The organism is Bradyrhizobium sp. Cp5.3 (assembly GCF_000426265.1).
In the GTDB taxonomy this organism is placed as follows: domain Bacteria; phylum Pseudomonadota; class Alphaproteobacteria; order Rhizobiales; family Xanthobacteraceae; genus Bradyrhizobium; species Bradyrhizobium neotropicale.
Window position 1 is genome coordinate 433666 of the sequence record NZ_AUFA01000001.1, and the last position, 14559, is coordinate 448224.

Genomic DNA, 14559 nt, shown 5'->3' on the forward strand with positions numbered 1-14559 from the left:
AGGGTAAGAAAATCACACCCGCTGCATCGAGACCGAAACCTTCGGCCCGTTCTTGATGGTCTGATAGACCACGCAATAGCGCTCGGTGAGCTTGAGCAGCAGATCGAGCTTGTCCTGCGGCGCATCGGTGTCGACCTCGAAGCGCAGGCGGATCTCGGCGAAGCCGACCGGCGTCTCCTTGTCGACGCCGAGCGTGCCGCGGAAATCGAGATCGCCTTCGGCGTAGACGTTACCGGTCTTCAGCGGCACCTCGATCGCGGTCGCGACCGATTTCAGCGTGACGCCGGCGCAGGCGACCAGCGCCTCCAGCAACATGTCGCCGGAGCAGAGCTCGAGGCCGGAGCCGCCGGTGGCCGGATGCAGGCCAGCCATCGCGATCGCGCGGCCGGTCTCGACCTTGCAGGCGATGCCATCACTGTCGGTCGAGCCCCTCGCCTTCAGCGTGATCAGTGCGGCTTTGGGATCGGTCTTGTAGCGCTCCTTGATCGGAGCCTGCATCTGGCGCAGTTCAGCGGCGTCCATGTTGTTCTCTCCCGGCAAAATCGCCCTTCGATGTACCGGCTTGAGGCGAGATTGTCACCACCACATGGCCTGGCCGGGACCCTGGGTTGCGTCACGGTCGGGGACGTTGCGGTCGAGCGAACGATCGAGTGACGTCAGCACACTGCGCTTGAAATTCTCGAACAGCGGCGAATTGCGGTCGCGCGGCCGCGTCAGATTGATCTCGATCTGGTCGAACAGCCGGCCCGGCCGCGGCCGCATCACCAGCACGCGATCGGCCAGCACCACGGCTTCGTCGACGTCATGCGTGACCAGGATCAGCGTCGGCCGCGTATCGGCCCAGAGGTCTAGCAGATGGTCCTGGAGGTCGCGCCGGGTGAAGGCATCGAGCGCGGAGAACGGCTCGTCGAGCAGCAGCACCTCGGGCTGAGGCACCAGCGCGCGTGCGATCGCAACGCGCTGCGCCTGCCCGCCCGAGAGCTCGCGCGGCCAGGCCTCGGCCTTGTCGGCAAGTCCGACGCGTTCGAGCGCACGCGCCACCTTCTGGCGCCGCTCTGCCGCAGGCAGGTCGGCGAGGCCGAAGCCGATATTGTCGGCAACGCTGAGCCAGGGCAAAAGCCGCGGCTCCTGGAAGATGATCCCGATCTTGGCGTGCGGCGAGGTGATCGCTTCGCTGTCGAGCGTCACCGTGCCGGCGCTCGCGCGGTCGAGGCCGGCGATCGCACGCAAGAGCGTGGACTTACCGCAGCCGGAGCCGCCGATGATGGCGATGATCTCGCCTTGCCCGATCTCCGCCGAGAAGCGCGCCAGCGCCTGCACGCCGTTGGGATAGATCTTGCCGACCCGGTCGAGCGCCAGCATCGCGTCAGGCTCCCTTCGCGCGCCCGAAGGCGTCCTGCCAGCTCAGGAAAGGTAAAGCTGCAACCTCGATCAGCCAGTCGGTGAGCTTGCCGAGGATCGCGAAGATCACGATCGCGGCCAGGATCTGCGCGGGCTTGCCGAGCTGCTGGCCGTCGAGCAGGAGATAGCCGAGGCCTTCGGAAGCGCCGATCAGCTCGGCTGCCACCACGAACATCCAGCCCAGCCCGAGGCCGACACGCAAGGACACCACATAGGCCGGCAGCACCGCGGGCAGCAGGATGCGGCGGATCATGGCAGGTCCCGAGAGGCGGAAGACGCGGCCGACCTCGACAACCTTGCGATCGACCGAGAGGATCGCGCCCATGACGCCGAGATAAACCGGGAAGAACACGCCGACCGCGATCAGCGCGATCTTCGACGTCTCGAAGATGCCGAGCCAGAGGATGAACAGCGGCACCCAGGCGAGCGACGGGATCGCGCGCAATGCTTGCACTGTGGGATCAAGGAGCCGCCGCGCCAGCGACCAGTAGCCGGAGATCGCGCCAAGCGCCGTCCCTGCAACGACGCCGAAGGCGAAGCCGAGCCCGACGCGCCACAGCGTCGCGGCGATGTGCCGCGCCAGCTCGCCAGAGCGCGCAAGCTCCAAAATGGTCGCGAAGATGCGCGAGGGTGGTGGCACCAGCCGGCCATTGGAGTAGCCCAGCCACACCACGAGTTCCCAGCCGACCGCAAGGATCAGCGGCAGCAAGATCCCGAGCATCGGCCGCGCATAACGCGCAAGCCGCGACGGCGCGGGCGCGGCGGTGCTTTCGGCTTGTTCCGAAGATTGTTGCAGGACTGGCGCGTCGGAGATCATGGCCGTAGGAAGCGCGTCTCGCCGGGGAATGCAAGGGCGTGCGGCATTCTCAGCGGCTCCCTTCCTTCTCCCCTTGTAGGAGAAGGTGGCGCGGACGTTAGTCCGCGACGGATGAGGGGTTCTCTCCACGCGCAAGACCGTTCGTGAGGATAGAGACCTCTCACCCGGCTTCGCGTTCCGCGAAGCCACCCTCCCTCACAAGGTAGGGCAAGCATATGAGAGAGAGTTTGGCAGGTAGGCTCCTTGCGGCCCATCCTTCGAGACGCCCGCTTTTGGCGGGCTCCTCAGGATGAGGTCTTATTTCGCGGCGAAATCCTAGACCCTCATGGTGAGGAGCGCCGCCTTACGGCGCGTCTCGAACTATGAAGGCCGAGCGCGTTCGCGCTACAAGGGCATATGCGATAGCCCTGCCCCCACAAGGGGGAGGGTTAGAAGCGTCAATTCGTCGGCAGCGGGACCTGGTCGTCGATCAGGGCATCGAGCGTTGCCTTCACGTCGACCTTGGCGTCGACGACGCCGGCCTGCTGGAGCGCGAGGCCGGCGGCGAGGATCGACTCGCGCTGGGGCGCGCCGATGCGGCTGTGGGCGAGCTCGGTGCGCTCCTTGAGCTGCTTGTCGACGACGGCCTCAGGCAGCTTGGTCACGGCGATGAAGGTCTTCTTCAGCTCGTCGTAATTCGCCAGCGAATATTTCCGGGCCTCCTCGTACACCGCCAGCACGCGGCGGGCGACGTCCGGATAGTCCTTCAGGAACTGCTCGCGCACATTGAGGATGCCCCAGGTGTTGGCGTCGGCCTTGCGATAGAACAGCTTTGCGCCCTCTTCCACCTCGGCCTGCGCCATCATCGGATCGAGGCCGGCCCAGGCGTCGACATCGCCGCGGATCAATGCGGTCTTGCCGTCAGCATGCTGGAGCAGCACCGGCGTGATGTCCTTTTCGGTCAGGCCCGCCGCGAGCAGCGCGCGCACCAGGAAGATGTGCGGATCGGTGCCGCGCGTCACTGCGACGCGCTTGCCCTTCAAATCAGCCACGCTCGCGATCTTGGAATCCTTGCCGGTGACCAGCGCGGTCCACTCGGGACGCGAATAGACATAGATCGACTTGATCGGGTTGCCGTTGATCCGGGCCACCAGCGCCGCCGAGCCCGCGGTCGAGCCGAAATCGATCGAGCCCGCATTGAGAAATTCGAGCGCCTTGTTGGAGCCGGCCGACTGCACCCAAGTGATGCTGATGCCGTCCTTGGCGAACTCCTTCTCCAAAAGCCCCTTCTGCTTCAGGACCAGCGACACCGGATTGTAGGTCGCCCAATCGATGCGGATCTCCTTGAGCGGCTCCGCCGCTCGCGCCGCAGGGGTCAATGCAAGAGCCACGGCTCCTGCCAACAGAACGCGTCGTGAAAGTTGAGTCATACCCGGCTCCTCAGAAACTTCATTGTTTTTCAATGAGTTACATCTAGAGGTCAACAGGAAAATCCGCCCCTTGAAAGCCTGCCCGCCGAGAACAAGTTTGCCGGAAGCGAGCCTTTTCAAGCATGGAACGACTATTGCCTGAGAATGGCGGGTGACAGCGCCTGTCACCTCTTATATCCGGTGAAGCATGGATAGCGTTGCGACCCAACACAGAGCAGAGGTGGACGACCGCTTCGACACCGCACGGATCACCGCCGCGGTCGATGCGCTCGCTGAAAAGCACGAAGGGCGCGAGGACGTGTTCCGCTCCGCGCTGGCACAACTGCTCAAGGCCGAACTGATCGCCGCCCGCGCCGAGGCGCAGAAGATCCTGCTGAAGGACCGCCACGGCCGGCGCTGCGCCGAGCGGCTGTGCCACGTGCAGGACGAGATCATCCGCATCCTGTACGCGGCCGCAACCCAGCATCTCTACCGCTCGCCGATCCCGAGCGGGGCCGAGCGCATGTCGGTGGTCGCGACCGGCGGCTATGGCCGCGGCCTGATGGCACCGGAATCCGACATCGATCTGCTCTTCATCCTGCCCTACAAGCAGACCGCCTGGGGCGAGCAGGTGGCGGAAGCCATCCTCTATTGCCTCTGGGACATGGGGCTGAAGGTCGGCCACGCCACGCGCTCGGTCGACGAGTCGATCCGCCAGGCGCGCGGCGACATGACCATCCGCACCGCGATCCTGGAGACGCGCTTCCTCACCGGAGACAAGCCGCTCTATGACGAGCTGGTCGCGCGCTTCGACAAGGAAGTGGTGCAGGGCACGGCGTCGGAATTCGTCACCGCGAAACTCGCCGAGCGCGAGGAGCGGCACCGTCGCGGCGGCCAGTCGCGCTATCTGGTCGAGCCCAACGTCAAGGACGGCAAGGGCGGCCTGCGCGACCTGCACACGCTGTTCTGGATCGCCAAATACGTCTACCGCGTGCGCGACACCGACGAGCTGGTCGAGCGCGGCGTGTTCGACGCGCAGGAATTCCGCTCGTTCCGCCGCTGCGCCGATTTCCTCTGGTCGGTGCGTTGCAATCTGCACTTCTACTGCGGCCGCGCCGAGGAGCGCCTCTCCTTCGACCTGCAGCGCGAGATCGCGGTCCGCCTCGGCTACACCTCGCATCCCGGCATGCAGGATGTCGAGCGCTTCATGAAGCACTACTTCCTGGTGGCCAAGGAGGTCGGCAATCTCACCGCCATCCTCTGCGCCAAGCTCGAGGACCAGCAGGCCAAGCCCGCACCGGTCCTGAGCCGGATGATGGCGCGGTTGCGGCCGAGCGCCGTGAAGCGGCGCGTGCCCGAGAGCGACGACTTCATCGTCGACAACAACCGCATCAACGTCGCCGCGCCCGACGTCTTCAAGCACGATCCGGTCAATTTGATCCGGATCTTCCGCCTGGCGCAGAAGAACAACCTCGCCTTCCATCCGGATGCGATGCGCGACGTGACGCGCTCGCTCAATTTGATCAACGGGGCCCTGCGCGAAAATCCCGAGGCCAACCGTCTCTTCATGGAGATCCTGACGTCCGACAACGCGGAGATCGTGCTGCGGCGGATGAACGAGACCGGCGTGCTCGGTCATTTCATCCGCGCCTTCGGCAAGATCGTCTCGATGATGCAGTTCAACATGTATCATCACTACACCGTCGACGAGCATTTGATCCGCTGCATCGGCTTCCTGCAGGACATCGAGCGCGGCGGCATCGAGGAGTTCGCGCTCGCCAGCGACCTCATGCGCAAGACCCGGCCCGAGCACCGGCCGGTGATCTACATCGCGACGCTGCTGCACGACGTCGCCAAGGGCCGGCCGGAGGATCACTCGATCGCCGGCGCCAAGGTGGCCCGCCGGCTCTGCCCACGTCTCGGCTTCAGCCCGGCCGATACCGAGCTCGTGGCCTGGCTGATCGAGGAGCATCTGACCATGTCCACGGTCGCGCAGTCGCGCGACCTCTCCGACCGCAAGACGATCGAGAATTTCGCCGCCGTGGTGCAGTCGGTCGAGCAGATGAAGCTGCTCACGATCCTGACTACGGCCGACATCCGCGGTGTCGGTCCGGGCGTGTGGAACGGCTGGAAGGCGCAGCTCCTGCGCTCTCTCTATTATGAGACCGAGCCGGTGCTGACCGGCGGCTTCTCGGAAGTCGACCGCGGCAAGCGCCTCGCGGCCGCACACGCCGAATTCCGTATGGCCTTCGCCGAATGGCCGAAGGACGAGCTCGATGCCTATATCGGCCGGCACTATCCGGCCTATTGGCTCAAGGTCGAGCTGCCGCGGAAAATCCGCCACGCCCGCTTCGTGCGATCGAGCGAGCAGGCCGGCCACAAGCTCGCGATCAATGTCGGCTTCGACGAGGTGCGCGGCGTCACCGAGCTGACGATCTTCGCCGCAGACCATCCCTGGCTGCTGTCGATCATCGCGGGCGCCTGCGCGTCCGCCGGCGCCAACATCGTCGACGCGCAGATCTACACCACGACCGACGGCCGCGCGCTGGACACCATCTCGATCTCGCGGGAATACGACCGCGACGAGGACGAGGGCCGGCGCGCCACGCGGATCGGCGAGATGATCGAGGACGTGCTGGAAGGCAAGCTGCGCCTGCCGGAAGTGGTGGCGCGCCGCGCCGTGCGCAGCAAGGCGCGGCCCTTCGTGATCGAGCCGGAAGTGATCATCAACAACCAGTGGTCCGATCGTTACACCGTCATCGAGGTGTCCGGCCTCGACCGCCCCGGCCTGCTCTACGAGCTGACCACCGCGATCTCGAAGCTCAACCTCAACATCGCCTCGGCCCATGTCGCGACCTTCGGCGAGCGTGCGCGCGACGTGTTCTACGTCACCGACCTGCTCGGTGCGCAGATCAGCGCCCCGACGCGCCAGGCCGCGATCAAGAGCGCGCTGATCCATGTGATAACCGGCGACAAGGCGGTTCAGCCGGCGGCGTGAGGACGGGCTTCGCGCACTACTCTCTCCCTCGTCATTCCGGGGCGCCGCGCAGCGGCGAACCCGGAATCCATTTCGCCACCTGCTCTGCAGATAAATGGATTCCGGGGTCGCGCTTCGCGCACCCCGGAATGGCGAAAGGAGAGGTGAGCGCGCCGCCGCCCTAAACCTCGACGCCCTCATGCCTGAGCAGCCAGCGCTTGCGCTCGAGGCCGCCGCCGTATTTCACCAGCGAACCATCGGCGCCGATCAGGCGGTGACAGGGCAGCACCACGCTGATCGGGTTGGAGCCGTTGGCGTGACCGACCGCGCGCACAGCCTTGGGCATGTCGAGCTTCGCGGCGAGCGCGCCATAGTTGAGCGTGGTGCCAACGGGGATTGTCGCGAGCGCCGTCCAGACCTTGCGCTGGAACGGCGTGCCGGCGACGCGCCAGGCGACCGTCGCAAGCTGCGCAAGATCGCCGTCGAAATAGCCTGACAGCGCGGCCTTCATGCTGGCGGGCGCCGGCTGATTGCGCAGCTCCACCGCGCCGTAATGCAGGCGCAGGAGCTCGCGCATGCGGTGCTCGTAATCCTCCCAGTCCAGCGCCCGCAGCACGCCTTCGGCATCGGTGACGAGCAGCGCGATCCCGATCGGCGTCTTCAGGCGATCAAGGCCGAAACTCTCAGGTCGATGTGTCGATCGAGCGTTCATTGCGACACCATTACGTCAGAACAGATATCGCACGTGCCACACGAGGCATGCTAGCGTCCACCCGAAAGCTGACGCTTGAGGGGGCTCAACTTGAACTTGATCGCCAATATCCTGGTGGCGCTGGTCGCCGCACTGCACACCTATTTCCTGATCCTGGAGATGTTCCTCTGGGACAAGCCGCAGGGCTTGAAGGTCTTTCGCAATACGCCGGAAAAGGCCGAGATCACAAAAGTGCTGGCCGCCAATCAGGGGCTCTATAACGGCTTCCTCGCGGCCGGGCTGATCTGGGGCCTCGTCCACGGCAATCCGGCCTTTGCGTTCCAGATCAAGGCATTCTTCCTCGTCTGCGTCATCGTGGCCGGCGCTTACGGTGCAGCGACCGTCAGCACACGCATCCTGATCGTGCAGGCACTCCCGGCGGCGGTCGCGCTGGCTGCACTGTTCCTCGCCTGAGACGTGACGGCGCGGCGCCGCGATCCTTGCGCGGCACCTCGCCTTCCTCCACAATCTTCGGCAGCGATGGCGACCGTTGCAATCAACGGAAAAAGACCGTCGGCAGAAAATTCCGTCAGGAGGAACATCCCAACATGAACAATCGCAGAGTTTTCATAACTGCCACGGCGGCGCTCGCTTTCGCCTTCTCCGCCAGCCAGGCACTCGCACAGAAGAAATACGACACCGGCGCCAGCGACACCGAGATCAAGATCGGCCAGACCGTGCCGTTCTCCGGCGCCTATTCGGTCTACGCCAATATCGGCAAGACGCAGGCCGCCTATTTCAAGATGATCAACGATCAGGGCGGCATCAACGGCCGCAAGATCAACCTGATCCAGTATGACGACGCCTATTCGCCGCCGAAGACCGTCGAGCAGGTGCGCAAGCTCGTCGAAGGCGACGAAGTGCTGTTCACGTTCCAGCTCATCGGCACCGCCGCCAACGCGGCCGTGCAGAAATATCTCAACGGCAAGAAGGTGCCGCAGCTCCTGGCGTCCACTGGTGCCGCGCGCTTCAACGATCCCAAGAACTATCCGTGGACCATCGCCTATAATCCCAACTACGTGTCCGAGGGACGCATCTACGCAAAATACATCCTCGCCAATCACCCCAACGCCAAGATCGGCGTGCTCTACCAGAACGACGATATGGGCCGCGACTATCTCGCGGGGCTCAAGAGCGGCCTCGGCGACAAGGCCGCCAGCATGATCGTCGGCGAGGTGTCCTACGAGGTCACCGACCCCACGGTCGACTCGCAGGTGGTCAAGCTGAAGTCGATGGGCGTCGACCTCTTCTACGACGCCTCGACCCCGAAATTCGCGGCACAGGCTATCAAGAAGCTCGCCGATCTCGGCTGGACGCCGGTGCACATCCTCGACATCAATGCGAGCCCGATCTCGGCGACGTTGAAACCTGCGGGCCTCGACATCTCCAAGGGCATCATCTCGACACAGTACGGCAAGGAGCCCGTTGATCCGCAGTGGAAGGACGATCCCGGCGTGAAGGCCTTCTTCGCCTTCATGGACAAGTATTTCCCGGAAGGCGACAAGCTCAACACGGTCAACACCTATGCCTATTCCGTGGCCGAGCTGCTGGTCCAGGTGCTGAAGCAATGCGGCGACGACCTGACGCGCGAGAACGTCATGAAGCGAGTCGCCAACATCAAGGGCTTTACCCCGAGCCTGGCGCTGCCCGGCATCAAGATCAGCACCGGGCCGGACGATTATCGCGTCAACAAGCAGATGCAGATGATGAAGTTCAACGGCGAACGGTGGGAGCTGTTCGGCCCGGTCATCGAGGACGCCGGTCCGTCGGGCTAGCCTCTTCGTAGGGTGGGTTAGCCCCCGCGGCTGCGCGGAGCGCAGTCCGCTAGGCGTAACCCACCTCTTCACCGCATGTCGACAGAAGTGGTGGGTTACGCTTCCGCTAAGCCACCCTACGAACTCTTAACATGCGTCGACCTTGCGTCGCAGCAACCGCTCCGCCACACTCCGGCGCAGCGATGGCGTCCGGTGCTTAACAGCGCGCTGGACAGACTGTCGGCAATAACAATCCGAGGAAACTGCGAATGAGGAATGGAGTTCTGCACCTGGTCACGGCGACGGCGCTGGCTATGGCGCTGTCGGTCTCAGCGGCCAGCGCCCAGAAGAAATACGATCCGGGTGCCAGCGATACCGAGATCAAGGTCGGGCAAACCGTGCCGTTCTCAGGGCCCGCGTCGGCCTATGCCACGATCGGCAAGACCCAGGCCGCCTATTTCAAGATGATCAACGACCAGGGCGGCGTCAACGGACGCAAGATCAACCTGATCCAGTATGACGACGCCTATTCGCCGCCGAAAGCGGTGGAGCAGGTGCGCAAGCTCGTCGAGAGCGACGAGGTGCTGCTGACCTTCCAGATCGTCGGCACGCCATCCAACGCGGCCGTGCAAAAGTACCTCAATGCGAAGAAGGTGCCGCAGCTCTTTGCAGCGACCGGCGCCTCGAAGTTCACCGATCCGAAGAACTTCCCCTGGACCATGGGTTACAATCCCAACTACTTCGTCGAGGGCCGCATCTACGGCCAGTACATTCTGAAGGAGCATCCGAATGCCAAGATCGGCATCCTCTATCAGAACGACGACCTCGGCAAAGATTACCTGAACGGGCTCAAGGCCGGCCTCGGCGACAAGGCCGCCAAGATGATCGTGGCGGAAACGTCCTACGAGGTCTCCGATCCGACGGTCGATTCGCAGATCCTCAAGATCAAGGACGCCGGCGCCGACCTGTTTTTCAGCGCCACGACGCCGAAGCAGGCGGCGCAGGCGATCAAGAAGATCGGCGAAATGGGCTGGCACCCGGTGCAGATCGTCGACATCAACGCCACCTCGGTCGGCGCGGTGATGAAGCCCGCGGGCCTCGAGGCCGCCAAGGGCGTGATCAGCGTCAACTACGGCAAGGATCCGCTCGATCCGACCTGGAAGGACGATCCCGGCATGAAGAAGTATTTCGACTTCATGGCCAAGTACTATCCGGACGGCGACAAGGATTCGAACTTCAACGTCTATGGCTATGGCACCGCCCAGCTCCTGGTGCACGTGCTGCAGCAGTGCGGCGACAACCTCACCCGGGAAAACGTCATGAAGCAGGCGGCTTCGCTAAAGGACGTGACCGGCGACACCGGGCTGCCCGGCATCAAGGCCAACACCACGCCGACCGACTACCGCGTCAACAAGCAGCTTCAGATGATGAAGTTCAACGGCGAGCGCTGGGAACTGTTCGGTCCGATCCTCGAGGATGCGGGCCCGGCGGGTTAGTCTCACATTGTAGGGTGGGCAAAGGCGCGCAAGCGCCGTGCCCACCACCTCTCCACGATCGCGATAGAAGTGGTGGGCACACCCCGGGGTGCGCATTCGCGCACTCCGGGGCTTTGCCCACCCTTGAATCAGGAAGGTATCTCCCCAAAGTTCTTCCCCACCTGCAGCACCGCGTGCCGGATCAGCCGCGAGTCCTCGACCGCGGCCTGCCGATGCTTCACCGCTTCCCGATAGACGGGATCGCGGATCATCTCGACGAAGGCGGCGACGCTCGGGTATTCGGCGATGAAGCAGTGGTCCCAGCGCTCCTCCTGCGGACCGATCAGCATCAGCTCGAATTTGCCCTGCCAGACGATGCGGCCACCGAGGCGCTCGAACACCGGACCGCTCTCGCGACCATAGGCCGCATAGGCTTCCGCACCGGTCGCCTTGCGGCCGTCGGGATAGGCCGCTTCCTTCCGCAAGCGCACCAGGTTGAGCATGTGGATCGGACCCGGGCGGTCATTGTCCCGGAATTGCGCGAAGATTTCCTTGGTCGGATCGATATGGCCCATCTCGAGTTCCCTCATCTTTGTGCCGCCGATCCTAGCTTCGTCACGCGGAGTGCGGAACGGAATCTCCGCGCCGCCGCACCTCCTAATCGCGCATTAAGCTTTGGGTAACCGGGTCTTAAACCGCGACCGCTAGCGTGCGGCAGGGCGGCTGACTGGGCGTTTGCGTATGGCGTGGGGAAAGAAAAAGGGCGGGCGGAAAGAGCCGCTGTTCGGCTTGCCCGCGGCGCTCGCCGATCTGCGCCTGACGGCGGCGGATCGCATCCCGAACGCCGAGGACGACAAGCCGAAGAAATCAGCCAAATCATCCGCCAAGCGCAAAAGCGATGATTCCGACGCCGAGCCGCCGCGCGAGCGCAAGGCGCAGCCGAACCGCAGCAGCGCCAAGCGCCGGTCGAAGTCGCGCAGAGGTTTTGGCATCGGCCGCCTCGTCTATTGGGGCGCAGTGCTCGGCCTGTGGGGCGCGATCGCCGTGATCGGCGTCGTGATCTGGGTCGGCGCCCATCTGCCGCCGATCCAGTCGCTGGAGATTCCCAAACGGCCGCCGACGATCCAGATCGTCGGCATGGACGGCAGCATGCTGGCGCAGCGCGGCGAGATGGCCGGCGCCAATGTCGCGCTGAAGGACCTGCCGCCCTATCTGCCCAAGGCCTTCATCGCCATCGAGGACCGCCGCTTCTATTCGCATTTCGGCATCGACCCGGTCGGCATCTTGCGCGCAGCGGTCACCAACGTGCTCCATCGCGGCGTGTCGCAGGGCGGCTCGACGCTGTCGCAACAGCTCGCCAAGAATCTGTTCCTGACCCAGGAGCGCACCTTCCAGCGCAAGCTGCAGGAGGCCGAGCTCGCGATCTGGCTGGAGCGCAAGCATTCCAAGAACGAGATCCTGGAGCTCTATCTCAACCGCGTCTATTTCGGCTCCGGCGCCTACGGCGTCGAGGCCGCGGCGCAGCGCTATTTCGGCAAGTCGGCGAAGAACGTCACCATTGCCGAAGCCGCGATGCTGGCCGGCCTCGTCAAATCGCCCTCGCGCCTTGCGCCGAACCGCAACCCCGAAGGCGCGGAAGCGCGCGCGCAGGTCGTGCTGGCCGCGATGGCGGACGCCAAGTTCATCACGGAAGCGCAGGCCCAGGCCTCGATCGGCCATCCTTCGTACAACGTGAAGCCGGTCGGCGCCGGCACCGTCAACTACGTCGCCGACTGGATCGGCGAGGTGCTGGACGACCTCGTCGGCCAGATCGACCAGAGCATCACGGTCGAGACCACGATCGATCCGAAACTCCAGAGCGTCGCGGAAGCCGCCATCATCGACGAGCTGGCGGCCAAGAGCGTGAAGTTCAACGTCAGCCAGGGCGCGCTGGTGGCGATGACGCCGGACGGCGCGGTGCGCGCCATGGTCGGTGGCCGGAACTATTCCGAGAGCCAGTACAACCGCGCGGTCACCGCCAAGCGCCAGCCGGGTTCCTCGTTCAAGCCATTCGTCTACCTGACCGCGCTCGAGCAGGGGCTGACGCCGGACACGGTCCGCCAGGACGCGCCGATCGAGGTCAAGGGCTGGAAGCCCGAGAACTATACCCATGAATATTTCGGCGCGGTCACGCTGACGCAGGCGCTGGCGATGTCGCTCAACACGGTCGCAATTCGCCTCGGCCTCGAAGTCGGGCCGAAGAACGTGGTGCGCACCGCGCACCGGCTCGGCATCTCCTCCAAGCTCGAGCCCAACGCCTCGATCGCGCTCGGCACCTCCGAGGTCTCCGTCGTCGAGCTGGTCGGCGCCTATGCGCCCTTCGCCAATGGCGGCTTCGCGGTGGCGCCGCATGTGGTGACGCGGATCAAGACGGCTGAAGGCAAGCTGCTCTACATGCGCCAGCCCGACGAGCGGAACCAGGTGATCGAGCCGCGCTATGTCGCGATGATGAACACGATGATGCGGGAGACGCTGATCTCCGGCACTGCCAAGAAGGCGGAGATCCCGGGCTGGATGGCGGCCGGCAAGACCGGCACCAGCCAGGATTACCGCGACGCCTGGTTCGTCGGCTACACCGCCAACCTCGTCACCGGCGTCTGGCTCGGCAATGACGACAACTCGCCGACCAAGAAGGCGACCGGCGGCGGCCTGCCGGTGGAGGTCTGGTCACGCTTCATGCGCACGGCGCACGAGGGCGTGCCGGTGGCAGCCTTGCCGAACTCGCAAGGTAGCTGGGGTCTGTCGAACCTCGCGCAGGCGGCGTCGCAGGTCTCGGCACCGGCACCGTCGGCAGCGCCCGCGCCGGCCCCGGCGAACAACGGCGGCTATCGCCCGCCACCTACGCGCGCGAATGTGCGGCCGGAAGCGGCGGCGGGGCTCGATGGCTGGCTGATGGACCGGCTGTTTGGCGGCAACAGGTAGCCTCGGCCTGAGGTCTTCGTGACGTCAAAGCCAAAATCTCGAAAACAACCCCATGCAAAGTAGCCGGTGATTGGCGGCGCGATGCGAGGTGGAATTTGCGAAGTTATTGACGCGTCGGATCATTCGGTCGCGCGATGCCACAAGCCTGCGATCCGCGGCTCGGAGAGGCAAGTCCTGCCTACGGCGGCAAGACTTACCGAGGCCGGGGTATCCCTGAACGCAAAAACTCCAGTCCCTTCAAGCTCCCATCATCGGCCCAGGATTTGCTCCCTTAGGTTGTGCTGAGGAATTGAGTTTAGTGCCGAGGAGCGTTCCATGATTTCAGGCCTAGCCAGTGCGGCGTCGACTTATCTGCGCCCTGCATCAACGTCCAGTTCAAATGCGACATCGACAGCGGGCGTCCAATCGGAGGTGTCGGCTGCAAGCGACGCGGCGGCCGGTGGCCCCCGGATCGACGTCTCCCAGCTCAAGCCGCTGCAAGGTGCCAAGCCAATATCGGCGGCGGACAATCCCGTTCTGCGCGACCTGATGGCGACGAACTGGCTGATGACCCACGGCGCGACTGCAACTCAATCGTCCGTCGCGGACAATGCACCCGAGAACACTTATGCTCGGGTGACGGTTAACGGCAAGGTGGTTGCCACTCTGTACAATGGCGGGTCGTCGGCAATGACCAACGAGGCGGCCGCAAGGATCGGCGACCTCAAGGACCCTCCGGATCTGAGCGGACCAGATCTGGCGCAGTGGCGGGCCGACAGCTACGCCAAGCTGCTTGGTGGCACTGTCGAAAAGGCTCCCACCGCGATCACGCAATCGCAATGGACGCCGCGTGAAAGCAGTTCCGCGGCTTATAGCCGCGATCAACTCGACGCGGCTTTCCAGGCGATGCTGGCCGAGGGCCAAAAGGCCACTGCGCAACGGCAATCGCCCTATCTCGCGTCACCCACGCCGCCGGGGACAAGCGCGGATTTCAACGCCTGACCCTGGAGATGAATTGTTGTCGGCGCCTGGAAGGGCGCAGACGTCGCCGCATTT

Annotated in this window: 12 protein-coding genes; 6 read left to right on the forward strand and 6 right to left on the reverse strand. The window is 64.4% G+C overall.

Annotated elements, in window-relative coordinates; translation table 11 throughout:
- Nucleotides 1–12 precede the first annotated feature (12 nt).
- The 4 genes from K289_RS0102000 to K289_RS0102015 all read right to left on the reverse strand — a co-directional run bounded on the left by K289_RS0102000 (nucleotide 13) and on the right by K289_RS0102015 (nucleotide 3627).
- A complete protein-coding gene (locus K289_RS0102000; RefSeq protein WP_027549924.1) occupies nucleotides 13–522 on the reverse strand; it encodes an OsmC family protein in 510 nt (169 codons plus the stop codon).
- A gap of 54 nt (nucleotides 523–576) precedes the next feature.
- Entirely contained in the window at nucleotides 577–1362 is a 786-nt protein-coding gene (locus K289_RS0102005; protein ID WP_027549925.1) for an ABC transporter ATP-binding protein, read from the reverse strand.
- A 4-nt stretch (nucleotides 1363–1366) separates the two neighbouring features.
- Nucleotides 1367–2218, reverse strand: a complete 852-nt coding sequence (locus tag K289_RS0102010) for an ABC transporter permease (protein WP_027549926.1) — start codon at nucleotides 2216–2218, stop codon at nucleotides 1367–1369.
- 437 nt (nucleotides 2219–2655) lie between these two features.
- Nucleotides 2656–3627, reverse strand: coding sequence for an aliphatic sulfonate ABC transporter substrate-binding protein (locus K289_RS0102015; RefSeq protein WP_027549927.1), 972 nt, complete (start codon nucleotides 3625–3627; stop codon nucleotides 2656–2658).
- Nucleotides 3628–3814: 187 nt separating this feature from the next.
- Between K289_RS0102015 and K289_RS0102020 the strand changes: the two genes are divergently transcribed.
- Entirely contained in the window at nucleotides 3815–6604 is a 2790-nt protein-coding gene (locus K289_RS0102020; protein WP_027549928.1) for a [protein-PII] uridylyltransferase, read from the forward strand.
- 160 nt (nucleotides 6605–6764) lie between these two features.
- On the opposite strand, the gene K289_RS0102025 is transcribed toward K289_RS0102020, so the two are convergent.
- Nucleotides 6765–7295: a methylated-DNA--[protein]-cysteine S-methyltransferase gene (locus tag K289_RS0102025; RefSeq protein WP_027549929.1), complete on the reverse strand. Its 531-nt coding sequence runs from the start codon at nucleotides 7293–7295 to the stop codon at nucleotides 6765–6767.
- Nucleotides 7296–7391: 96 nt separating this feature from the next.
- On the opposite strand from K289_RS0102025, the gene K289_RS0102030 reads away from it, so the two are divergent.
- From K289_RS0102030 to K289_RS0102040, 3 genes are all read left to right on the forward strand, one after another.
- Nucleotides 7392–7748, forward strand: coding sequence for a DUF1304 domain-containing protein (locus K289_RS0102030; protein WP_027549930.1), 357 nt, complete (start codon nucleotides 7392–7394; stop codon nucleotides 7746–7748).
- Between the two features lie 134 nt (nucleotides 7749–7882).
- Nucleotides 7883–9109 (forward strand): ABC transporter substrate-binding protein, encoded by a 1227-nt coding sequence (locus tag K289_RS0102035; RefSeq protein ID WP_027549931.1) that lies wholly within the window; start codon nucleotides 7883–7885, stop codon nucleotides 9107–9109.
- 248 nt (nucleotides 9110–9357) lie between these two features.
- Nucleotides 9358–10584, forward strand: a complete 1227-nt coding sequence (locus tag K289_RS0102040) for an ABC transporter substrate-binding protein (protein WP_027549932.1) — start codon at nucleotides 9358–9360, stop codon at nucleotides 10582–10584.
- Between the two features lie 128 nt (nucleotides 10585–10712).
- Here the strand turns inward: K289_RS0102040 and K289_RS0102045 are convergent, their stop codons facing one another.
- The gene (locus tag K289_RS0102045) at nucleotides 10713–11138 is read right to left on the reverse strand and encodes a DUF1330 domain-containing protein (protein WP_027549933.1); all 426 of its coding nucleotides are present in this window, start codon (nucleotides 11136–11138) and stop codon (nucleotides 10713–10715) included.
- Between the two features lie 166 nt (nucleotides 11139–11304).
- Here K289_RS0102045 and K289_RS0102050 point away from each other — a divergent pair, with 166 nt between their 5' ends.
- Both K289_RS0102050 and K289_RS0102055 read left to right on the forward strand, forming a co-directional pair.
- Nucleotides 11305–13524: a transglycosylase domain-containing protein gene (locus tag K289_RS0102050; RefSeq protein WP_027549934.1), complete on the forward strand. Its 2220-nt coding sequence runs from the start codon at nucleotides 11305–11307 to the stop codon at nucleotides 13522–13524.
- Nucleotides 13525–13839: 315 nt separating this feature from the next.
- A complete protein-coding gene (locus K289_RS0102055; RefSeq protein WP_027549935.1) occupies nucleotides 13840–14505 on the forward strand; it encodes a hypothetical protein in 666 nt (221 codons plus the stop codon).
- The last annotated feature ends 54 nt before the right edge of the window (nucleotides 14506–14559 follow it).